At 68.5% G+C, this 22651-nt stretch carries 21 protein-coding genes; 13 read left to right on the top strand and 8 right to left on the bottom strand.

The window, feature by feature from the left end; translation table 11 throughout:
• Window positions 1-101: 101 nt before the first annotated feature.
• The 3 genes from Y710_RS15950 to holA are packed head-to-tail and all read left to right on the top strand — an operon-like array spanning window position 102 to window position 2051.
• The gene (locus Y710_RS15950) at window positions 102-293 is read left to right on the top strand and encodes a hypothetical protein (RefSeq protein ID WP_062367885.1); all 192 of its coding nucleotides are present in this window, start codon (window positions 102-104) and stop codon (window positions 291-293) included.
• A 32-nt stretch (window positions 294-325) separates the two neighbouring features.
• A complete protein-coding gene (locus Y710_RS18575) occupies window positions 326-1222 on the top strand; it encodes a ComEC/Rec2 family competence protein (RefSeq protein ID WP_269449341.1) in 897 nt (298 codons plus the stop codon).
• Entirely contained in the window at window positions 1110-2051 is a 942-nt protein-coding gene (gene holA, locus Y710_RS19175; protein ID WP_082084083.1) for a DNA polymerase III subunit delta, read from the top strand. The genes Y710_RS18575 and holA overlap by 113 nt, the downstream gene beginning before the upstream one ends.
• A gap of 170 nt (window positions 2052-2221) precedes the next feature.
• On the opposite strand, the gene rpsT is transcribed toward holA, so the two are convergent.
• Window positions 2222-2482: a 30S ribosomal protein S20 gene (gene rpsT, locus Y710_RS15940; RefSeq protein WP_006897618.1), complete on the bottom strand. Its 261-nt coding sequence runs from the start codon at window positions 2480-2482 to the stop codon at window positions 2222-2224.
• 202 nt (window positions 2483-2684) lie between these two features.
• Here rpsT and Y710_RS15935 point away from each other — a divergent pair, with 202 nt between their 5' ends.
• Entirely contained in the window at window positions 2685-3782 is a 1098-nt protein-coding gene (locus Y710_RS15935; protein ID WP_062367884.1) for a hypothetical protein, read from the top strand.
• Window positions 3783-3860: 78 nt separating this feature from the next.
• Here the strand turns inward: Y710_RS15935 and Y710_RS15930 are convergent, their stop codons facing one another.
• Entirely contained in the window at window positions 3861-4529 is a 669-nt protein-coding gene (locus tag Y710_RS15930) for an alpha/beta hydrolase family protein (protein ID WP_006897620.1), read from the bottom strand.
• 174 nt (window positions 4530-4703) lie between these two features.
• Between Y710_RS15930 and lepA the strand changes: the two genes are divergently transcribed.
• From lepA to Y710_RS15890, 8 genes are all read left to right on the top strand, one after another.
• Complete coding sequence (gene lepA / locus Y710_RS15925; RefSeq protein ID WP_006897621.1) at window positions 4704-6557, top strand: translation elongation factor 4; 1854 nt, start codon at window positions 4704-4706, stop codon at window positions 6555-6557.
• On the top strand, window positions 6557-8596 hold the full coding sequence (locus tag Y710_RS15920) for a M3 family metallopeptidase (protein ID WP_062367883.1): 2040 nt from the start codon (window positions 6557-6559) through the stop codon (window positions 8594-8596). Before lepA ends, Y710_RS15920 begins: the two co-directional genes overlap by 1 nt.
• Window positions 8597-8710: 114 nt before the next feature.
• Window positions 8711-8911 (top strand): hypothetical protein, encoded by a 201-nt coding sequence (locus Y710_RS15915; RefSeq protein WP_006897623.1) that lies wholly within the window; start codon window positions 8711-8713, stop codon window positions 8909-8911.
• Window positions 8912-9079: 168 nt separating this feature from the next.
• A complete protein-coding gene (locus Y710_RS15910; RefSeq protein ID WP_062367882.1) occupies window positions 9080-10147 on the top strand; it encodes a sulfate ABC transporter substrate-binding protein in 1068 nt (355 codons plus the stop codon).
• 80 nt (window positions 10148-10227) lie between these two features.
• Window positions 10228-10986: a sulfate ABC transporter permease subunit CysT gene (cysT, locus tag Y710_RS15905; protein WP_231650270.1), complete on the top strand. Its 759-nt coding sequence runs from the start codon at window positions 10228-10230 to the stop codon at window positions 10984-10986.
• A complete protein-coding gene (gene cysW, locus Y710_RS15900; RefSeq protein WP_062367881.1) occupies window positions 10983-11894 on the top strand; it encodes a sulfate ABC transporter permease subunit CysW in 912 nt (303 codons plus the stop codon). Before cysT ends, cysW begins: the two co-directional genes overlap by 4 nt.
• A 1-nt stretch (window position 11895) precedes the next feature.
• Entirely contained in the window at window positions 11896-12891 is a 996-nt protein-coding gene (locus Y710_RS15895; RefSeq protein WP_006897627.1) for a sulfate/molybdate ABC transporter ATP-binding protein, read from the top strand.
• 143 nt (window positions 12892-13034) lie between these two features.
• Window positions 13035-14663, top strand: coding sequence for an AMP-binding protein (locus Y710_RS15890; RefSeq protein ID WP_062367880.1), 1629 nt, complete (start codon window positions 13035-13037; stop codon window positions 14661-14663).
• Between the two features lie 432 nt (window positions 14664-15095).
• Here Y710_RS15890 and Y710_RS15885 read toward each other — a convergent pair whose 3' ends face one another.
• Genes Y710_RS15885 through Y710_RS15865 form a run of 5 tightly spaced genes read right to left on the bottom strand, consistent with a single transcriptional unit; the run spans window position 15096 to window position 20561 of the window.
• A complete protein-coding gene (locus tag Y710_RS15885; RefSeq protein WP_006897629.1) occupies window positions 15096-15815 on the bottom strand; it encodes a sirohydrochlorin chelatase in 720 nt (239 codons plus the stop codon).
• Window positions 15816-15828: 13 nt separating this feature from the next.
• Complete coding sequence (locus Y710_RS15880; RefSeq protein ID WP_006897630.1) at window positions 15829-17130, bottom strand: sulfate adenylyltransferase subunit 1; 1302 nt, start codon at window positions 17128-17130, stop codon at window positions 15829-15831.
• Window positions 17130-18119, bottom strand: coding sequence for a sulfate adenylyltransferase subunit CysD (cysD, locus tag Y710_RS15875; RefSeq protein ID WP_006897631.1), 990 nt, complete (start codon window positions 18117-18119; stop codon window positions 17130-17132). Before cysD ends, Y710_RS15880 begins: the two co-directional genes overlap by 1 nt.
• Window positions 18101-18829 carry a phosphoadenylyl-sulfate reductase gene (locus Y710_RS15870; protein ID WP_062367879.1) on the bottom strand — a complete coding sequence of 243 codons (729 nt, stop codon included), beginning with the start codon at window positions 18827-18829 and terminating at the stop codon, window positions 18101-18103. The genes cysD and Y710_RS15870 overlap by 19 nt, the downstream gene beginning before the upstream one ends.
• A 10-nt stretch (window positions 18830-18839) precedes the next feature.
• A complete protein-coding gene (locus tag Y710_RS15865) occupies window positions 18840-20561 on the bottom strand; it encodes a nitrite/sulfite reductase (RefSeq protein ID WP_045539104.1) in 1722 nt (573 codons plus the stop codon).
• A gap of 366 nt (window positions 20562-20927) precedes the next feature.
• On the opposite strand from Y710_RS15865, the gene hemW reads away from it, so the two are divergent.
• On the top strand, window positions 20928-22103 hold the full coding sequence (hemW, locus tag Y710_RS15860; RefSeq protein ID WP_051999681.1) for a radical SAM family heme chaperone HemW: 1176 nt from the start codon (window positions 20928-20930) through the stop codon (window positions 22101-22103).
• A gap of 37 nt (window positions 22104-22140) precedes the next feature.
• Here the strand turns inward: hemW and Y710_RS15855 are convergent, their stop codons facing one another.
• Window positions 22141-22578 (bottom strand): PaaI family thioesterase, encoded by a 438-nt coding sequence (locus Y710_RS15855; protein ID WP_006897635.1) that lies wholly within the window; start codon window positions 22576-22578, stop codon window positions 22141-22143.
• Between the last annotated feature and the right edge of the window lie 73 nt (window positions 22579-22651).

Genomic DNA, 22651 nt, shown 5'->3' with positions numbered 1-22651 from the left:
GCGACGGCGACGGAGTCGCCTGCGAGTAAGACTGACTCAATCGCCGCCGCCTGCCTTCGGGAGGGTCGGCGGCGATTCTCGTCTCCGGCATACTTCTCCGCATGCTCGTCACCCTGTACGGCGGACCGCACGACGGCCGCACCATCGACGCCGACCCCGACGAGACGCTACGACTGCCAGTGCTCACCCCGAGCGTCGACGGTGGGCCACCAGACCTCGGGGACGACGCGACGTACGAGTGGCAGGGGAGGCGCGACGGAGCAGGACGACCAGTGATGGAGTGGCAGCCGTAGAACCCTCCAACCGATACAATCCCTAGCGAAGAATCACAGGCAGCAATTTCGCGCTCGTGTGCGGCGCCGTGATTCTCGGCGTCCGGTCGTGCGGAGCGTCCGAGCGCACGGTGGCGATACTGGGCGGCCTCGCGATCATCGGTTTCGTGATCCTGGTCCGCCCCACCGACAGTGTGCTGCGAGCGGCGGTGATGGGGTCGGTGGGCCTGGCTGCGGGTCTGGGCTCGCGACGGGCTCAGGCGCTCCCCGCTCTCGGGACGGCGGTGATCGTGGTGACCCTGCTGTGGCCTCAGATGGCGCTCGCTCCCGGGTTCGCGCTGTCGGTGGTCGCGACGCTCGGGCTGGTGCTGTGGTCGGTGCCGATCCGCTCGGCGCTCGTGCGTCGCGGGGTCCCCGAAGCGCCGGCGACGCTGTTGTCGATGACCCTCGCCGCACAGGTGCTCACCACGCCGTTGCTGATCGCCGTCACCGACACGGTGAACCTCCTGTCGGTTCCGGCGAATCTGCTGGCGGTGCCGGTCGTGGGCATCGCCGGACTGCTGGGCACGGCGGCGGCGGTGATCGGCGGGCTCGGACCGCGCTACGGACCGACCACCGTTCTCGCCGAACTGCTGGTGCGCGCCGCGGGTCCGCCGACGAGGTGGTTGATCGCGGTCGCCGACTGGCTGGGAGGGCCGCGGTGGTCCACGCTGACCGTGCCGGGACCGACCGCGGTCACGGTGCTGGTCCTCGGCGCGGCCGGCGTGCTGGGGTGGCGCAGCCGCGGTCGTGTCCGGGGTGTCTGGCACCATGTTCGATGTGAGCGATCGGCTGTACTTGCTACTCGGAGACGACGACTTCCTGACCGGGCGCGTCATCTCGAAGGTCTCGGCCGAGCGCAGTCGCGAGGCGGGGGTCGACGTACCGGTCACCCGCGTCCGCGCCGGTGAAGTCACCGCGCCGGAGTTGGCTGAACTGTTGAGTCCGTCGCTGTTCGCCGAGGAACGCATTGTCGTGGTGCAGTCCGCCGCGGATGCGGGCAAGGAGCCCGCGGCGCTCATCACCGCGTCCGCCAAGGCGCTGCCCGAGGGCATCACGCTGATGGTGGTGCACACCGGCGGCGGCAGGCAGAAGTCGATGGTGGGTGAACTGAAGAAGGCCGGGGCCCAGGAGTTCGCGTGCGCGGCGCCCAAGTGGCCGTCGGAGCGGATGGACTTCGTGCGCGCGGAGTTCCGCGCGCTCGGCGCCCGGGTCAGCGCCGAGGTGGTGGAACTGGTCACCGAAATGGTGGGGTCGGATCTGCGGGAGCTCTCGGCCGCCTGCCACCAGTTGGTCGCCGACACCGGCAACAAGGTCGACGCCGCCGCCGTTCGGCTCTACTACACCGGGCGTCCCGAGGTGACGGGCTTCGAGGTCGCGGACAAGGCCGTGACCGGTGACCTCGCCGGCGCGCTCGAATCGCTCGCCTGGGCCGAACACCACGGCACCGCGCGTGTTCTGCTCGCGGACGCGCTCGCGGAGGCGGTGCACGCCATCGCGCGGGTCCGGTCGATGGGCGGCGGCGACAAGTACTCCCTCGCCTCGGAGCTCGGGATGTCGCCCGGCCGGGTCGGGAAGATCCAGACCCAGGCTCGAGCCTGGGATTCGGCGTCGATCGGCGAGGCGGTGCTCGTGGTCGCCGACCTCAACGGTGCCGTCAAGGGACAGGCCGCCGATCCCGATTACGCATTGGAGCACGCGGTCGCCACTGTGGCGCGTCTGCGTCCGCGCCGGCGATAGGCGGTGTGTCTCCGCGTCGGCCACCGTCGCGCGAGATCGGGACCCGGAAGCGTGCGACGACAAACACCTCGATGACTCCGTGGCCCGTCATCGAGGTGTTTGCGAAAGTGTGATTCTGTTGTGGCCTCGCTCAGCAGAACGAAGCGGAGCGGCCCGAAGGCCGCCCGGCGTCAGAGCTTGTTGACCGCGAGAGCCATGGCCGACTTCTTGTTGGCGGCCTGGTTCTTGTGGATGACGCCCTTCGACGCAGCCTTGTCCAGCTGACGGCTGGTCGTGACGAGCAGCTCGGCGGCCTTGTCCTTGTCGCCCGAGGCGACCGTCTCGCGGAAGTTGCGGATGGCGGTACGCAGGGCCGACTTGATCGACTGGTTGCGCTGACGTGCCTTCTCGTTGGTCTTGTTCCGCTTGATCTGAGACTTGATATTAGCCACGCGATGTCCTCTTCTGGCGTCCTGTGCGGCCCTCGGCCGACTGTCGTTTGTACCCATCGGCGACAGAGCGGTCCGGTCATCGGCCAGCGTCCATCGCAACAGCGGTCAACGATACCAGCGTCGCAGGAAGCGCCAAAATCGCCCGCACCCGAGGTGCGAGCGTCATCCGGCGGTCCGCACCGCTGCCTACAGTGGAAGCACTATGTCAGTCGTCTATGTCCACGTAGGTCTGCCGAAGACCGGAACCACGCACGTTCAGGATCGGCTGTGGCGCAACCGCGACCACGCCCTCGCCCGGGCCGGGCTGCTCTATCCGGGCAACCGGATCGACGACCACTTCCACGCCGCGGCCCACCTGCAGCCCGAGCGCTACCTCGACTGGGCCGATCCCGCACACGCCGGCGTGTGGCCGTCGATGGTCGCACAGATGCGGGCCTGGCGCGGCTCGTCCCTCGTCTCGCACGAGCTGTTCGCCAACGCCGGTCCGGAGCACATCCGGCGCCTGGTGGCCGACCTGAGCTTCGCAGACGAGGTGCACGCCGTGCTCACGGTGCGCGATCTGGCCAGACAGGTCCCATCGGTCTGGCAGGAGAACGTCAAGAATCAGCGACAGGCGACGCTCGACGAGTTCGTCGAGTCGATCTCCGACGACCACGCCGGCCCCGATCAGGAACCGTTCTGGGAGTTCCAGGACTACCGGCGGATCACTGCGGACTGGTCGGAGGTGGTCGGTCCCGAACGCGTTCACATCGTCACCGTTCCGGCGCCCGGAACCGCGAGCGACGGCGACGGTCTGTGGGAGCGCTTCGTCCGCGCGCTCGGCATGGATCCGGCCGACCTGCCCGAGGAGGTGCCCAGCAGCAACAAGTCACTGTCGGCGGCGCAGACCGAACTGCTGCGCAGGCTGAACGGCCGGCTGCAGCCCGAGGACATCGAATGGCGCCGGTACGAGCGTCTCGTCAAAGGCGTTCTGATCGGCGACTACCTGTTCGCGACGCGCGACGGCCGGCCTGAGGGGCTGACCGGGCCGCAGGCGGCCTGGGCCGCGAGGAAGTCGGAGGAGATGGTCGCCGAACTCGTCCGGCGCGGACATCCGGTCTCCGGAACAGTTCAGGACCTTCGAGTGACCGCCACCGCGGGGGACGAGTTCGCCGCTGTCACCGACGGCGACGTCGTCGACGCCGCGCTCGATGCGATCGCACTGTGGGCGAAGACCGGTCCGGTGCCCGACCGCAGTCCCGCGTTGACCACCCGCGCGGCTGATCTCGTGCGGCGGGTGCGGCGCCGGCTGATGCGCTGACCGGTCAGGAAGCGGACTTCGCCGGCGCAGTGGGAACGTCCGGTCGACGGCAGCGGGCCGGGTGCCGCGGTGCGCTGCTCATCGTCGTTCCGCGCGCTCGGCGGCCGCGGGCAGGAGCCATGCGTCGACCGCATCGGCCGTCAGGTCGGCGACGCCGCTCCGGTCGGGTTTGAGGCTGTGATCGGCCCGCTCCACTTCGAGCACTCGCACCGGACCGCCGAACAGGTCTATCGCCTCGGCGAACTCCTGCGACGTTCCGAAGGCGTCGCTGCGGCCGTGCACGATCAGCGTCGGCACGGTGATCGCGGGGAGATGGTCGGTCCGCATGCGGTCGGGTTTCCCGGGCGGATGCAGTGGGTACGAAGTGAGCAACAGCCCGTCGAACAGATCCGGGTCCTCGGCCGCCACCATCGACGCCTGACGTCCGCCGTACGAGTGTCCGCCGACGATCAGCGGGCCGGGAGCCGCGGACCGCAGCTCGGCCACCGCCTCGCGGATGCCGTCGCGGTCTCGGGCCGCCTTCGACGGTGACGGCGGACCCTTGGGCCGGTCCTGCCGGTACGGCAGATCGATGCGCGCGACCGCCAGTCCTCGGGCGGCCAGGGCGCCGCCGACCGCCCGCAGGATCGCGGCCCGGCGGTCGGCGCCCGCTCCGTGCGCGAGGATCACCAGTCCGCGGGGTTCGTCCGGGCACGTCACGTCCGCCGCGACCGTCGCCGTCTCCACCGTGAACTCGTTGTCAGTCATCGCCTGTCCGTACCCATGATGCGTCGAGCCTAATCGGTGGTGCGGCCGCGCTGCGGGCCGTCGGGCCTGCGGCGGCCCGCCTCGCGCGGGGCGGCGGGGTGAACTGCCGGCCGGTGTCGTGCGAAACTGGAGGGTGATCTGCACCGGGCTTCACCCGGGCCCGCCGCGCAAGGAGTGAGTGAGATTCCCAGCTTCGCCGACAAGACGTTCACCGATCCCGCAAAGATCCGCAACTTCTGCATCATCGCGCACATCGACCACGGCAAGTCCACCCTCGCCGATCGGATGCTGCAGCTGACGGGCGTCGTCGAGGAACGGCAGATGCGCGCGCAGTACCTCGACCGCATGGACATCGAGCGCGAGCGCGGCATCACCATCAAGGCGCAGAACGTCCGGCTGCCGTGGAAGGTGGGCGACGAGGAGTACGTGCTGCACCTCATCGACACCCCCGGTCACGTCGACTTCACCTACGAGGTCTCCCGCGCGCTCGAAGCGTGCGAGGGTGCGATCCTGCTGGTGGACGCCGCCCAGGGGATCGAGGCGCAGACGCTGGCGAACCTGTACCTGGCGATGGAGAACGACCTCACCATCATCCCGGTGCTCAACAAGATCGACCTGCCCGCGGCCGACCCCGACCGCTACGCGGCGGAGATCGCGCACATCGTCGGCTGCGAACCCGAGGAGGTGCTCCGCGTCTCCGGCAAGACCGGCGTGGGCGTGCCGGAACTGCTCGACGAGGCGGTCCGTCTGATCCCCGCCCCCGTCGGCGACCCCGATGCGCCGGCCCGGGCGATGATCTTCGACTCGGTGTACGACACCTACCGCGGTGTGGTCACGTACGTCCGCGTGGTGGACGGACGCATCGTCCCGCGCGAGAAGATCGCGATGATGTCGACCGGCGCGACGCACGAGCTGCTCGAAGTCGGCATCGTCTCGCCGGAGCCGAAGGCCAGCGCGGGTCTCGGCGTCGGCGAGGTGGGCTATCTCATCACCGGCGTCAAGGACGTCCGGCAGTCGAAGGTCGGTGACACCGTCACCACCGCTCGCAACGGCGCCGACGAGCCGCTCACCGGTTACCGCGAGCCGCGTCCGATGGTCTACTCGGGTCTGTATCCCGTCGACGGGTCCGACTACCCGGTCCTGCGCGAGGCACTCGAGAAGCTCCAGCTCAACGATGCGGCCCTGACGTACGAGCCCGAGACGTCGGTGGCGCTCGGCTTCGGTTTCCGCTGCGGCTTCCTCGGCCTGCTGCATATGGAGATCACTCGCGAGCGGCTGGAGCGGGAGTTCGACCTCAACCTGATCTCCACCGCGCCCAACGTGGTGTACCGCGTGGTGATGGACGACGGCACCGAGCACATCGTGACCAATCCGTCCGACTGGCCCACCGGCAAGACCAGCCAGATCTTCGAGCCGATGGTCAAGACCACGGTGATCGCGCCCAGTGAGTTCATCGGCGCGATCATGGAGCTGTGCCAGTCGCGCCGCGGCGAGCTCGGCGGCATGGACTACCTGTCGGAGACCCGCGTCGAACTGCGCTACACGATGCCGATGGCGGAGATCATCTTCGACTTCTTCGACTCGCTCAAGTCGCGCACCCGCGGTTACGCCAGCCTCGACTACGAGGAGTCGGGAGAGGCGCAGGCCGATCTGGTGAAGGTCGACATCCTGCTGCAGGGCGAAGCCGTCGACGCGTTCAGCGCGATCGTCCACAAGGACTCGGCGTACTCCTACGGCAACCGGATGGCACTCAAGCTCAAGGACCTGATTCCGCGCCAGCAGTTCGAGGTCCCGATTCAGGCCGCCATCGGGTCGAAGGTCATCGCCCGCGAGAACATCCGCGCGATCCGCAAGGACGTGCTGGCCAAGTGCTACGGCGGCGACATCAGCCGCAAGCGCAAACTGCTCGAGAAGCAGAAGGAGGGCAAGAAGCGGATGAAGACGATCGGGCGGGTCGAGGTTCCGCAGGAGGCCTTCGTCGCCGCGCTGTCCACCGACGAACTCGGCGATAAGCCGAAGGGCAAGTAGTGGCGGCCACGACGTCGCCGGTTCTCGCCGACTCGCCGCTGCCGTACGGGCTTCCGGATTTCGCGTCGATCTCCGACGACCACTTCCTGCCCGCGTACGACATCGCGCTCGCCGAGCATCGCGCCGAGGTGGACGCGATCGCGGACTCGACGCAGGCCCCGACCTTCGACAACACGGTGGCCGCGCTGGAGGCGTCGGGACGGTCGCTGGCCCGGGTGAACGGGATCTTCTTCAATCTCGAGGGGCCCGACAGCAATCCGCAGCGCGCGAAGATCGCGCAGGTCCTCGCGGTGCGCCTCACTGAGCACGCCAACGCGATCGCGCTGAACTCCGCGCTCTTCGCGCGCATCGCCGAGCTGTACGAGCGTCGCGCCGAACTCGACCTCGACGAGGCGCAGACGCGCCTGCTGGAGCAGCGGTATCGCGACGCAATCCGGTCCGGCGCGGCCCTCGACGAGGCGGGGCAGGAACAGATGCGGGAGATCTCCGCCCGACTGGCGACGCTGACCACCGACTTCGGCCAGCACCTGCTCGACGACACCAACGATTCGGCCGTGCACTTCGAGGACGCCGCGGACCTCGACGGGCTGTCGCCCTCGGAGATCGCCGCGGCTGCCCGCGCTGCGGCCGACGCCGGTCGAGACGGCTACCTGGTGGCCCTCGAACTCCCGACCAGTCAGGCGACGGTCGCCAAGCTCACCGACCCCGCCGCGCGTCGCCGCGTCTTCGACGCCTCCGCGGTCCGGTGTGCCCGCGGCAACGCCCACGACACCCGGGAGTCGATCCTCGAGATCGTCCGGCTGCGCGCTCGGCGCGCGGCCCTGCTCGGCTACGCGAACCACGCCGAGTACGTGATCGCCGAAGAGACGGCGCCGTCGCCGCAGTCTGTCGCCGATCTCCTGGCTCGGCTCGGCGCCGCGGCGATGAAGGCCGCCGACGATGAGCTCGCGCGCCTGGCCGCACTCGCCGGCGGTCCGCTCGGTGCGGCCGATGTGACCTACTGGCTCGCCGCCGAGCAGCGGGCCCGTGCCGCCGGCTCCGCCGAGCCGATCGACATCGACGGCTTCGCGGACTACTGCGAGCTGGACACCGTCATCACCGACGGGGTCTTCGCCGCGGCCGGACGCCTCTACGGGTTGAGCTTCGCCGAGCGCGACGACCTCGCCGGCTACCATCCCGACGTCCGGGTGTGGGAGGTGAGCCGCAACGGCACCGGGATCGGGCTGTTCCTCGGCGACTACTTCGCCCGGCCGTCCAAGCGGGGCGGCGCCTGGATGAACAACATCGTCGACCAGTCCCGGCAACTCGGCACGGCGCCGATCGTGGTCAACGTCCTGAACCTCACCCGTCCCGAGCCGGGCCGTCCGTGTCTGCTCTCCCTCGACCAACTCACGACGCTGTTCCACGAGTTCGGACATGCGATCCACGGGTTGCTGTCGGCGGTCGACTACGTCTCCCAGTCCGGAACCTGCGTGCCGCGGGACTTCGTCGAATTCCCGTCGCAGGTCAATGAGATGTGGGCGCTGCACCCGGAGGTGGTGGCAGGCTACGCGCGTCACCACCTCACCGGTGAACCCGCGCCGGCCGAGCTCATCGACGCAGTCCGCGGCGCGACCGGAACCGAATCGGCGCACTCCACCGTCGAGTACCTCGCCGCCGCCGCGCTCGACCTCGCATGGCACCGGCTCGCCGAGGACGAGATCCCCGACGACGTGCTGGAGTTCGAACGCCGCGCACTCTCCGATGCCGGGCTGGCAACCGACCTGATCCCGCCCCGGTACCGCAGCACGTACTTCAACCACGTCTTCGGCGGCGGTTACTCGTCGGCGTACTACTCGTACATCTGGTCGGAGATCCTCGACGCCGAGACCGAGCAGTGGTTCCTGGCGGGCGGCGGTCTCAGACCGGAACTGGGAGCGGCGTTCGCCGAGGCGGTGCTGTCGCGCGGCGACAGCGTCGATCCGGTCGCCGCGCATGCCGCCATGATCGGCCACAGCGCCCGGATCGAACCGCTGCTGCTCCGCCGTGGGCTCGCCTAGCGCGGCGGTGCCGGGGCAGTGGCGTGACCCCCGTCGCAGGCACCCGGCGAGTAGGGTTTCAAATCAGTGTGGGCGAAACCGCGCGAGTGCGAGTGCAGATGAGGTGATCGAGCGGTGAACGGCGTTCTGTCCTGGTGGGACGGGGTCGAGGAGTGGCTCACCGGTCTGCCCTTCGTCCCGCAGCTCATCGTCACCGCCGTGGTGCTGGTGCCGTTGGCCACGCTCGTCGCGTCCGGGGTGAACTACCTGGTCGGACGACTCTTCTCGAAGCTCGGCCGCGCGGAGGCCGACGACGATCACGGATTGGGTATCTGACGCGATGTTTCGTTCCAAGGTCACGATTGCTCTGGTGGCACTGCTCGTTCTCGTGTTGCTCGCCTGGCTGATCCTCCGCTAGCACAACCTCGACGCCGCGTCACCACCCTCGCGGAGACACGAATCGCGGCGTTGAGAGCGGCCCGGCGCGGTGGTTAGGTTCTTCGGGTGAGCACGGGAACTCTTCAGCGCGCAGTCCTCAAGGCGGCATGCGTGACGGTCGCGCTGGCACTCGTCGCCGCGCTGGCCGGGTGCGGCGGCGGATCCACCGACCGTCCCGACGGCATCGACATCTCCTCGGGAAGCAGGCATCTCAACCTGGTGGCCTACGCGACCCCCAAGGTCGGCTTCGACATGGTGATTCCCGGTTTCCGCGCGACGCCGGAAGGTCACGACGTCGGCTTCTCCCAGTCGTACGGCGCGTCCGGCGACCAGTCGCGGAAGGTGGCCCGCGGTCTGCCGGCCGACGTGGTCAACTTCTCCGTGGAGCCCGACATCACCCGGCTGGTCGACGCCGGTGTCGTCGATGAGGACTGGCAGCAGCAGGCGCCGAACGATTCGATTCCCTTCGGGTCGGTGGTCGCGCTCGTCGTCCGCCAGGGCAACCCCAAGAACATCCATACGTGGGACGATCTCCTGCGGCCAGGCATCGAAGTGGTGACGCCGAACCCGGGCAGTTCCGGGTCCGCGAAGTGGAACCTGCTCGCTCCGTACGCGGCCAAGAGCGACGGCGGCCGGAACCCGCAGGCCGGGCTGGATTACGTCAGTGCCTTGGTCCGCGATCATGTGAAGGTGCTGCCGAAGTCCGGACGCGAGGCCACCTCGGCCTTCCAGCAGGGGCAGGGCGACGTCCTCATCAGCTATGAGAACGAGGCGATCATGCTGTCCCGCAAGAATGCGAGTTCGCCGCCGGCCGACCGCATCGACTACATCGTGCCCTCGGTCACCTTCAAGATCGAGAATCCGGTCGCGGTGGTCAACACGAGCACCGATCCGGCCGCCGCGCGGGCCTTCGTCAGGTACCTGTTCTCGACCCCGGGCCAGAAGCTGTGGGCCGAGGCGGGGTTCCGGCCGGTGGATCCGGACGTCGCGCGGCAGACCGCCCACCTGTTCCCCGGAGACATCCGCAAGGAGTGGACCGTCGCCGATCTCGGCGGCTGGAAGAAGGTCGACAAGCAGTTGTTCGGCAACGGCGGCGACATCAGCGAGATCTACGCGCGGGAGGCCGGACGGTGACCACCGAGCGCGTCTCTCACGAGACCCAGGACTTCGCGCCGCGCCGCGGATGGCGGCCCGACGGACCGCTCTCGCTCGGGATCACCGGGCTGTGGCTCAGCATCATCGTGCTGCTTCCGCTCGCCGCGATCGCCGCTCAGGCCTTCGACGACGGCGCGGGCGGATTCTGGGACGGCATCACCGATCCGGCGGCGCTGCAGGCGCTGGGCATCACCGTCGTGGTGTCGCTGATCGTCGGCGTCGTCAACGTGCTGTTCGGCACCGTGATCGCCTGGGTGCTGGTGCGTGACGAGTTCCCGGGCAAGGGTGTCGTCAACGCCATCATCGACCTGCCCTTCGCGCTGCCCACGATCGTCGCCAGCCTGGTGCTGCTCGCCCTCTACGGGCCCAACAGTCCCTTCGACATCCACCTGGCGGCCACTCAGCCGGGCGTCGTCCTCGCGCTGACCTTCGTGACGCTGCCCTTCGTCGTCCGGCAGGTGCAGCCGGTCTTGATGGAACTCGACACCTCGGTGGAGGAGGCGGCCGCGGTCCTGGGCGCCGGCAATCGGGTGATCTGGTCGCGGATCGTGCTGCCCGCGCTGCTGCCCGCGATCCTCAGCGGTGCCGGACTGGCGTTCACCCGCGCGATCGGCGAGTTCGGTTCGGTGGTTCTGATCGGCGGCAACATCCCGGGCAAGACGCAGGTCGCTTCGCAGTACATCCAGCAGCAGATCGAGGTCGACGAGCCGGTGAACGCGGCCGCAGTGTCCGTGGCATTGCTGGTCATCGCCTTCGTCGTCCTGTTCCTGCTGCGTGTCGTGGCCAAGATCCAGACCCGCCGGGAGGGCTCGGAATGATCGTCTCTCGTCTCACCAGATTGACGCTGCGATCCATCGCACTGCTGTACCTGACGGTGCTGCTCGTCGTACCCGTCGGACTGATCTTCTGGCGATCGTTCGAGCACGGGCTGGGGCAGTTCTGGGAGTGGATCACCACGCCGGCGGCCATCTCGGCGCTCCAGCTCACATTGCTCATCGTGGCGATCGTGGTGCCGCTCAACGTGATCTTCGGAGTCCTGACCGCTCTCGCCCTCGCGCGCGGCCGGTTCCGGGGCAAGGGCGTGCTGCAGGCGGTGGTCGATCTGCCGTTCGCGGTGTCGCCGGTGGTGGTCGGCGTGGCGCTGATCGCCCTGTGGGGCGCCGAGGGCTGGTTCGGCGGCATCGAGTCGCTCGGATTCCGCGTCATCTTCGGGATCCCGGGCATGGTGCTCGCCACGATCTTCGTCACCCTGCCTTTCGTCGTCCGCGAGGTGGAGCCGGTGCTGCGCGAGATCGGCACCGAGCAGGAGGAGGCCGCCGCGACGCTCGGCGCCACCGGCTGGCAGACGTTCAGCCGGATCACACTGCCCGCCGTCCGATGGGGTCTCACCTACGGTGTGGTCCTGACGATCGCCCGCGCGCTCGGCGAATTCGGCGCGGTCACGATGGTGTCGTCGAACTTCCCGGGAGTCTCGCAGACGCTGACGCTGCTGGTGAACTCGAGGTACACCGACGACTACAACGAGTACGGGGCGTACGCCGCGGCGACCCTGCTCATGATGGTCGCCATTCTCGTCCTGGTCGTGATGACGCTCATCGAGCGCCGGGCCAAGGGCAAGCTCGCGGATGCGAGCGCGGAGACGATGAAGGCCGTGTCCGCGGACCGGAACGAACACGAGGCTGCCCACGCGCCGACGGCCGTCGGCGCGGGCGAGGAGAACAACTGACATGTCCATCTCGGTGATCGGCGCCAACAAGCGCTACGGCGACTTCGCGGCCCTCGACGACGTCTCCATCGACATCCCGGAGGGATCCCTGACCTCCCTGCTCGGCCCGTCGGGATCGGGCAAGTCGACGCTCCTGCGCGCCATCGCGGGTCTGGATCGGCTCGATTCGGGAACGGTACGGATCAACGGCGTCGACGTCTCGGGTGCGTCGCCGCAGCAGCGCGACATCGGGTTCGTCTTCCAGCACTACGCCGCGTTCAAGCACCTCACTGTCCGCGACAACATCGCCTTCGGCCTGAAGATCCGCAAGCGTCCCAAGCACGAGATCAAGGCGAAGGTCGACGAGCTGCTCGACATCGTCGGACTCACCGTCTTTCAGAAGCGCTATCCGGCTCAGCTCTCGGGCGGTCAGCGTCAGCGGATGGCGTTGGCCCGCGCTCTGGCCGTTGATCCGCAGGTGCTCCTGCTCGACGAGCCCTTCGGCGCCCTCGACGCCAAAGTGCGTGAGGACCTGCGCAAATGGCTGCGTCAGCTGCACGATGAAGTGCACGTGACGACGGTCCTCGTGACACACGACCAGCAGGAGGCGCTCGACGTCTCCGACCGGATCGCGGTGCTGAACAAGGGGCGCATCGAGCAGGTCGGCAAGCCCGACGATCTGTACGACCGGCCGGACAACGTCTTCGTCGCGTCGTTCCTCGGATCGATTTCGCGGTTGAACGGCGAACTGGTGCGTCCGCACGACATCCGGCTCGGCCGCTCGGCCGAGATGGTCTATCCGCCCGCCGAGACCGCGCTGGACACCGGCGTGATCAAGGCGCGGGTGAAGCGCGTGGTGAATCTCGGCTTCGAGACCCGCGTGGAACTGGTCTCGGCGGCGTCGGGCGAGGAGTTCGTCGCGCAGATCACGCGCGGTGACCAGAACGCCCTGCGTCTGGTGGCCGGCGAGGACATCTTCGCGCGCGCCACGAAAGTGCCGCAACTCTCGGCCGACTAGGGATTCGGTACGGCACGAAGTGCCGTAGATCGCAGGGGTTCGACCGTTCGGCGCAAAGACTTCGGACCTATGGTGGCACTGAGTGTCATTGGACTATGGTGGTCGGGTCACACTGCACCACCACTCCCCGAAGGGGTCACACCATGACGCTTCCCGCCCGATCCGGACTCGACAGCCCGCTGACGCCCCTGCGATTCCTCGACCGTGCCGTCGAGGTGCATCCGGACAAGGAGGCGGCCGTCGACGGCGGTCGGCGACGCACGTACCGCGAGCTGGCGGCTGAGGTGACCCGTCTGGCCCAAGCCCTGCGTGCCTCTGGGATCGGAGAGGGCGACCGAGTGGCGTATCTGGCGACCAATTCGCTGGAGATGCTGGTCGCGCACTTCGCGGTGCCGCTCGCCGGCGGCGTGCTGGTGGCGGTCAACACCCGTCTCGCACCCGCCGAGGTCCGCTACATCTGCAATCACTCGGGAGCACGTCTGCTGGTCGGCGACGCGCCGTTCCTCGAGGCGCTCGCGGGCGTGGAATTCGAGACCGTGCGCGAGGTGGTCGAGACCCCGAGCGTCGACGGCGAGTACACCGGTGCGGGCGATCTGCGGTACGACGAGCTGACGGCACGCGGCTCCGACAGCCCGATCCCGTGGGAGGTCGACGACGAGAACTCGCTGATCAGCATCAACTACACCTCGGGCACCACCGGCGAGCCCAAGGGCGTGATGTACACCCATCGCGGTGCGTACCTGGCCTCGCTGGGCAACGTGCTCACCCAAGGATTCGGCATCGACACCCGCTACCTGTGGACCCTGCCGATGTTCCACTGCAACGGCTGGTGCGGCCCCTGGTCGGTGACGGCGGTCGCGGGCACGCACGTGTGCCTGCGGGCGGTTCGCGGCGACGACATGTGGCGTCTCATCGACACCGAACTGGTGACCCAGATGAGTGGCGCGCCGACGGTGCTGACCACACTCGCCACCGCGGGCGAGGCCCACCGGATGGACCGGCCCCTGACCATCGCGACCGCGGGGGCGCCGCCGAGCCCCACGATCATTCGCGCGATCCGCAATCTGGGGATCGAGCTCGTGCACGTCTACGGTCTCACCGAGACCTACGGCCCGTACTCGGTGTGCGAGCCCAGCGCGAGCTGGTCGTCGCTGTCGGGCGAGGAACTGGCCGTGCGCATGGCACGGCAGGGCGTCGGGATGATCACCGCCGATCGGCTCCGCGTCGTTCTCCCGGAGCCCGCCGAGGACGGGACCCTGGTGGATGTGGAGCCCGACGGTGTGATGATGGGCGAGATCGTGATGCGCGGCAATGTGGTGATGAAGGGTTACTTCGAGGATCCGGAGCGCACCGCCGAGGCCTTCGCCGGAGGCTGGTTCCACTCGGGCGATCTCGGCGTGATGCATCCCGACGGCTACGTGCAGCTCCTCGACCGGGCCAAGGACGTCATCATCTCCGGCGGTGAGAACATCTCGACCATCGAGGTGGAGCAGGCGGTGGTGAGCCATCCCGCGATCGTCGACGTCGCGGTGGTCGGCGTGCCGGACGACAAGTGGGGCGAGCGCCCGAAGGCCTACGCGGTGCGCAAGCCGGGCGAACAGCTCACCGAGGCCGAGGTGATCGCACACGTGAAGAGCCGGATCGCGGGCTACAAGGCTCCGCGCGAGGTGGAGTTCGTCGACGATCTGCCGAAGACGTCGACCGGCAAGATCCGCAAGAACGAACTCCGCGACGCCGCCTGGGGCGACTCGACCATGCGCATCCAAGGCTGACCGTTTGAGGGTTGTCTCGGGCTGGGTCTGCAGGGTTGTCGAGCAGCGCGCGAACGCAGTGAGTGTGCGTGTCGAGACGCGCGTATGTCTCGATTCGCTTCGTCACTTCGTTCCTCGCGACTCGACGGGCCTCGGGCTGGGTCTCGCAGGGTGGCCTCGGGCCTCGCAGGGTTGTCGAGCAGCGCGCGAACGTAGTGAGTGTGCGTGTCGAGACGTGTGCGTATGTCTCGATTCGCTTCGTCACTTCGTTCCTCGCGACTCGACGGGCCTTGGGCTGGGTTTGGCAGGGTGGCCTCGGGCTGGGTTTGGCAGGGTTGTCTCGGGCTGGTCTCGCAGGGTTGCCTCGGGCTTCGCAGGGTTGTCGAGCAGCGCGCGAACGCAGTGAGTGTGCGTGTCGAGACTCCCGGGGCCCGGAGGAAGCGAACTCGGGAGTCAGCTCGCGACGACGACCGCGGCGGCTGTGTACAGGCGAGCGACTGCGTCCACCAGACACGGGTGGTCGGCGACAGGACCGGCCACGACCATCGGTACGTCCATCGCGTCGAGATACCGCTCCACCCGATCGGTCAACAGGCCCGCCGATAGGAACAACGGACTGACCGCGACGCGGTCGGCGCCGTCGGCCAGGAGTGCGTCGACCGTCTCCCGAACGGCGGCGCCGTCACGGCCCAGACGGGTGGCGAAGAGCGTGCGTACCGGCCGGCCGAGCGCTGCGGAGAGCTCGCGGCCGCGTCCGATCACCGAAGCGTCGCTGCCGGCGTCCGACGATCCGACGGCGAGCATCAGCACGCCGTCGCGAGGGCCGGCACCGGCCTCCGACAGCCGCTCGACCAGCGCCGGAACCGGGGAGTGCCGGCCCACGACCGGAGTCTGGACGATGGTCGCGGCGGGATTCGCGGCGTGGGCCGCGTCGATCAGCGCGGGCAGATCCACCTTGCTGTGGTAGCCGTCGCCGAACAGCAACGGAACGACCACCACTTCGCCGGACACGGACCCGAGAACATCGGTGAGCAGCGGAGCGGTCAGGTCGAGGTATGCCAGCTCCACCGTCACGCCGGGCAGCGCGATGCGCACCGCATCGGCCACCCGGCGCGCGGTGACGCTGAAGCGCGGATCACGACTGCCGTGCGCGGCGAGAACGAGCGTGGTCATCCGGACCGGGCGGTCACGCCAAGGCCGGCGACGGCAGCTCGAGCGCCGCCAGCGCGTCGCCGACCAGGCCGGCACCGAGGGTGTTGCCGCCCTGCGGATCGATCAACAGGAAGCTGCCCGACTCGCGGCTGCGCGAGTAGTCGTCGGCCGGGATCGGCTCGGCGGTCATCAGCGAGACCCGTCCGATCTGGTTCAACTCGATCGACTCCGGTGCCTCGACCAGGGCGAGGTTCTGCTCGTCGAAGAGCGCGTCGAGGCCGCCGACGATCACCTGCGTGGTCTTGGCGCCGTGCTTCAACAGCAGGCGGGCACCGGCACGCAGCGGCTTCTCCGACAGCCAGCACACCGTGGTGGTGAACTGCTGCGCGGGCTCCGGCGCATCGGCCGCCGAGGCGATCAGATCGCCGCGCGAGATGTCGATGTCGTCGGTCAACAGCAGCGTGACGCTCCGGCCGGCGTGCGCCGTGTCCAGCTCGCCGTCGGGGGTGTCGATCTTCGCGATCGTCGAGCGCAGACCGGACGGCTGGACGACGATCTCGTCGCCGACCGACACGCTTCCCGCGGCCACCAGACCGGCGTAGCCGCGGTAATCCGGGTACTCGGGGGTGCGCGGCCGGATCACGTACTGCACGGGGAACCGGAGTCCGACCTGCCCGCGGTCGAGCTCGTTCGGCACCGTCTCCAGATGCTCGATCAGAGTCGGACCGTCGTAGTACGGCGTGTTCTCCGAGCGGATCGCGACATTGTCGCCGTGGAGCGCCGAGACCGGGATCTCCTGGACCTGCTCGGGCGAGTAGCCGAGCGAAGCGGTGATCTGGTTGAACTCGGCCGAGATCTCGGCGAACACCTCGGCGGCGTTCTCCACGAGGTCGATCTTGTTGACTGCGAGCACCAGCCGCGGAACGCCGAGCAGGGCCATCACGGCGGCGTGCCGACGCGTCTGGGCGACGACGCCGCTGCGGGCGTCGACCAGCAGGATCACCAGCTGCGCGGTAGACGCTCCGGAGACGGTGTTGCGCGTGTACTGCACGTGGCCGGGGGTGTCGGCGAGGACGAACGACCGGGCGGGGGTCGCGAAGTAGCGGTACGCGACGTCGATGGTGATGCCCTGCTCGCGCTCGGCGCGCAGGCCGTCGACCAGGAGCGACAGGTCCGGGGTGTCCATGCCGCGGTCCACCGAGGCCTTGGTGACGGCGTCGATCTGGTCGGCGAGCACCGACTTGGTGTCGTACAGCAGGCGGCCGACGAGGGTCGACTTGCCGTCGTCCACGGAACCGGCCGTGGCGATGCGCAGAAGGTCGGGGGAGTGCTTCATCAGAAATATCCTTCGCGCTTGCGGTCTTCCATGGCGGCCTCGGAGACGCGGTCGTCGCCGCGGGTGGCTCCGCGTTCGGTCAGCCGCGATGCGGCGACCTCGGCCAGAACGGCTTCGTTGTCGGTGGCCTCGGACAGCACCGCACCGGTGGTGGAGCCGTCGCCGACGGTGCGGTAGCGCACCATCCGGGTCTCGACGGTCTCGTCCTCGCGCGGTCCTCCCCACGGCCCGGCGGTCATCCACATGCCGTCGCGCTGGTACACCTCGCGCTCATGCGCGTAGTACAGCGGCGCCAGCAGCACCTGCTCGCGGGCGATGTAACGCCACACGTCCAGCTCGGTCCAGTTGCTCAGCGGGAACACGCGCACGTGCTCGCCCGGAGCGTGCCTGCCGTTGTAGAGGTTCCACAGTTCGGGACGCTGACGCTTCGGGTCCCACTGGCCGAAGGCGTTGCGCAGCGAGAAGATGCGTTCCTTCGCGCGGGCCCGCTCTTCGTCGCGCCGGGCGCCGCCGAACACGGCGTCGAAGCGGTTCTCGCTGATGCCGTCCAGCAGCGGGATGGTCTGCAGCGGGTTGCGGATGCCGTCCGGCCGCTCGGTGAGACGGCCGTCGGCCAGATACTCGTCGACGCTCGCGACGTGCAGGCGCAGGCCGTGACGTTCGACGATCTCGTCGCGGAACTCGATGATCTCCGGCAGGTTGTGGCCGGTGTCCACGTGCAGCAGCGAGAACGGCAGCGGCGCGGGCCAGAAGGCCTTGAGCGCCAGGTGCAGCAGCAACGTCGAGTCCTTGCCGCCGGAGAACAGGATCACCGGCCGCTCGAACTCGCCCGCCACCTCGCGGAAGATGTGGATGGCCTCGGACTCGAGGGCGTCGAGCGTGGTGAATCCCTCGTCTCGCTGCGCTCGCTCAGGACGGTGTTCGTCACGGTCCGCGACGGCGGACTGGACGTCTGTCGATTCGATGATGCTCATGCGTGCAACCCGCATTCTGTCTTGGCGCTGCCGGCCCAACGGCCGCTGCGCGGATCGGCTCCGGCGGCTGGTTTGACGGTGCACGGTTCGCACCCGATCGAGGGATAGCCCTCGTCGACCAGCGGATTCACCAGGACGCCGTGGCTGTCGATGTAGTCCTGGAACTGCTCGTCGCTCCATGCGGCGAGCGGATTGATCTTGACCAGGCCGAAGCCCTCGTCGAAGGAGATCAACGGTGCGTTCGCGCGGGTGGGCGCCTCCACTCGGCGGATACCGGTGACCCATGCGCGGAAGGGTGCCAGGGCACCGCGCAGCGGGACCACCTTGCGCAGCCGGCAGCATTCGGCCGCGTCGGTGGCGAACAGATTTCTGCCGACCAGCTCGTCCTGCTCCTGCACCGTCTGCTCGGGCGTGATGTTGAGCAGTTCGAGGTCGTAGACCTGCTCGACGGCGTCCCGGGTGCCGAGGGTCTCGGCGAAGTGGTAGCCGGTGTCGAGGAACAGCGCCTTGAGCCTGCCGCCGACGGCCTCCTTGTCCTCGATCGCCTTGTCGGCGACGTCGATCAGTACGGCGTCCTGCATGTTCGCCGCGATGACGAAGTGCGGGCCGAAGGTCTCGGCGGTCCAGCGCAGCAGTTCCTCGGCGGTGGCGTCGGGTCCGAGCTGCTCGGCACCGGCCTCCGCGATCGCCTTCAGTTCGTCCAGATCATCTGTGGTGATGGTCATCGTCTTTCCCTCACTGCAGTTCGGCGTCGTCGGCGCGGACCGCCCATTCGGCGAAGCGTTCGCCGGGGTTGCGGCCTGCGATGAAATTGCGGACGAGACGTTCGATGTACTCGGTGGCCTCACTGGCGTAGATCTTGTGCTGGCGCAGCTTTCGGCCGAAGCCGCTGTCGAAGCCCAGGCTTCCGCCGAGATGCACCTGGAAGCCCTCCACCGGGGTGCCGTCGTCGTCGATCAGCTGACCCTTGAGGCCGATGTCGGCGACCTGCACGCGGGCGCAGGAGTTGGGGCAGCCGTTGAAGTTGATGGTGATCGGCACGTCGAGCTGCTCGTTGAGTTCGGCCAGACGCTTCTCCAACTCCGGAACCAGAGCCTGCGACCGGCTGCGGGTCTCGGTGAACGAGAGCTTGCAGTACTCCAGACCGGTGCACGCGATCAGGTTCCGGCGCCACACCGACGGCTTCGACTGCAGGCCGACGGCGGTCAGGTCCGCGTCGAGTTGGGCGATCCGGTCCTCGGGGACGTTCACCACGACCAGCTTCTGGTACGGCGTGAAGCGGACGCTGTCGCTGCCTGCCTTCTCCGCGGCATCGGCGATCGCGTACAGCACGTCGTCCGACAGTCGGCCGGAGACGGCGGAGAACCCGACCGCGTACAGGCCGTTCTTCTGCTTGGTGACGCCGACGTGGTCGATTGGCTGCTTCGGCGGAGTCGGCGCCGGGCCGTCGATGAGCTTGCGGTGCAGGTACTCGTCTTCGAGGACCTGGCGGAACTTCTCCGGCCCCCAGTCCTTCATCAGGAACTTCAGCCGGGCCTTGGAACGCAGGCGCCGGTAGCCGTAGTCGCGGAAGATCGCGACTACGCCCTCCCAGACGTCGGGGACCTCGTCGAGCGGCACCCAGACACCGAGCCGCTTGGCCAGCATCGGGTTGGTCGAGAGCCCGCCGCCGACCCAGAGGTCCAGTCCGGGGCCGTGTTCGGGGTGCTCGACGCCGACGAACGAGACGTCGTTGATCTCGTGCACCACGTCCTGCAGACCCGAGACGGCGGTCTTGAACTTGCGCGGCAGGTTCGAGTACTCGGGGTTGCCGATGTAGCGGCGCTTGATCTCGGCGAGGGCCGGACTGGCGTCGAGGACCTCGTCGGTGGAGAGCCCTGCCAGGGGAGAGCCGAGCATGCCGCGCGGGCAGTCGCCGCAGGCCTCGGTGGTCTCCAGGCCGACCTCTTCGAGCCGGCGCCAGATCTCCGGGACGTTCTCGATCTCGATCCAGTGGTATTGCAGGTTCTGGCGGTCGGTGACGTCGGCGGTACCGCGGGCGAAGTCGCGAGAGATCGACGCCAGCGTGCGCACCTGCGCCAGGTTCAGCTGTCCGCCGTCGGTGCGGACCCGCATCATGAAGTACGGCGCCTCGATCTCGTCGATGTGGGCTTCGCCCGAGTACGTTCCGTCGAATCCTTCGGCCCGCTGGGTGTAGAGGCCCATCCAGCGGAAACGGCCCCGCAGGTCGGCCTTGTCGATGCCGTCGAAGCCGACGTACTGGTAGCTGTCGATGATGCGACGCCGCACATTGAGCGGGTTGTCGTCGCGCTTGCTCTGCTCGTTCGCGTTGAGCGGGGTGCGATAGCCGAGGGCCCACTGGCCTTCGGATCGGCGCTTGGTGGGACGCGCGCGCTTGCGGGGCGCCTCGGTGGGCGTCTCCGTCGGCTCCGCGGTGGTGGGGGACGTGAGCGTCATCAGTTCTCCTGAGCGTGCAGCGCACAGCACGGCACGACGATTGGGCTGAAATCAGAATGTGACGAAGATCGGCATCCTCAGAGACCCGCGATGGGCTGGCGGGTCGGGACTTCTCGAAAGGCCGAGACGTCGGCTAGTGCCGACAGAAAGCGCTGCAGACGCGCTTGAGATCGATGTGCCGCCGTTCGGCGAGCCACACTCCTGAGGAAGTCACGACTGCCATAGTGCCACGTCCGACGAGGTCAGTCTACTTGGGGTTATTTTTCCTCAGCGTGAGATTAATATCCTTGACACGGCGTGAGTCATGATGGATAGGTGATTGACCGACGTGCTCCGGAGGCGCTCTCCGCACAGGCACGCACCACAGTGGCGACCGCCGACCCCAGTCGGCCGCTGAGCCTCTACCTCCATGTGCCGTTCTGCGCCACGCGCTGCGGATACTGCGATTTCAACACGTATACGGCCGGTGAACTCGGTTCGTCGTCGTCCCCGCAGAGCTGGATGGAGGGGGTGCGCGCCGAACTCGATCAGGCCGCCGCGCTCCTGGCCCCGGGCCGGCGCGTCGGCACCGTGTTCGTCGGCGGCGGCACCCCGTCGCTGCTCGGCGCCGACGGGCTCGCCGACCTGCTGGGGGCCGTGCGCGACTCGTTCGTCCTCGCGCCCGGCGCCGAGGTGACGACGGAGTCGAATCCGGAGTCGACGTCGCCGGAGTTCTTCGAAGGGCTGCGGGCCGCGGGGTTCACCCGCGTCTCGCTCGGGATGCAGTCGGCCGCGCGGCACGTACTCGCGGTACTCGAACGCACGCACACGCCCGGCCGTGCCCTCGACGCCGCGCGCGAGGCCGCGGCGGCGGGCTTCGAGCACCTCAATCTGGATCTGATCTACGGGACACCGGGTGAGCGCGACGAGGATCTCGACGCCTCGCTCGACGCCGTCCTGTCGGTCCCCGTCGACCACGTCTCGGCCTACGCGCTGATCGTGGAGGACGGAACGCGGTTCGCCCGCAAGGTGCGCCGCGGGGAGATCCCCATGCCCGACGACGATGTGCTCGCGGCGCGCTACGAGATGATCGACTCGCGTCTGCGCGCCGCGGGAATGGCCTGGTACGAGGTGTCGAACTGGGCGCGCGCTCGCCCGGATGCGTCGCCCGACCCGGATTCGGTGTGCCGCCACAACGAGGCGTATTGGCGCAGCGACGACTGGTGGGGGATCGGCCCGGGTGCGCACTCGCATGTGGACGGGGTGCGCTGGTGGAATCAGAAGCATCCGGCCACCTATTCGGCGTCGCTGGCCTCCGGCTCGCTCCCGATCGGCGGCCACGAGATCCTCACCGCGGACGACCGGCACACCGAGGCGGTGATGCTGCGTCTGCGCATGCACCAGGGGCTCGACGTGAACGTGCTCTCGGGCGCGGAACGGATTCGAGCCGACGCCGCGGTGGCCCAGGGGCTGCTGCGGACGGTCGCGGGCGCCTATGTGCTGACCGATCGCGGACGCCTGCTCGCCGACGGCGTGGTCCGCGACATCCTCGTCGCGCAGTAGCGGACCTCGGCCGTGCGGTCGCGGCTGAGAAGGGCGGTCATCCCGTCTGGTAGACCCCGCTGCCCGTCGCGACGAGTCCGTCGTCGGCCCGGGTCCGGATCTCGACCGCGCAATGGTTGAGTCTCCGGCCCTTGCGAAGCCGGGTCGCGACGATCTCGATGTCGTCGTTCATGGCGGGTGCGATGAAGCTGACGGACATGCTGACGGTGACCCCGCGCAGCTTCTCGGGTACCGGGTCGTCACCCGCCCATGCGGCCGCCATGATGCCCAGATCCACGCATGCTCCGATGGCTCCGCCGTGGACCATCGGCCCGACCGTGGTGTTGGACTCGGCGAACGGGAGGCGCAGGTGTGCGGTGCCCTCGCCGATGTCGATCAACTCGACGCCGAGTGTGTCGATGAACGGTGATGTGGGGAAGAACGCGCGCATGGCGTCCGAGCCGGTGGCCGGCTGTCGGTCGGCGGTGGTCGTCATCTGAATGCTCCTTTTCGTAGTAATACTATGAAACCATAATTTGACTACGAAATCGTAGTGTTACTACGTTATT

It is taken from the genome of Gordonia sp. QH-12 (assembly GCF_001578675.1).
GTDB classification, from domain to species: Bacteria; Actinomycetota; Actinomycetes; order Mycobacteriales; family Mycobacteriaceae; genus Gordonia; species Gordonia sihwensis.
This window is presented reverse-complemented; position numbering and strand designations above follow the sequence as displayed.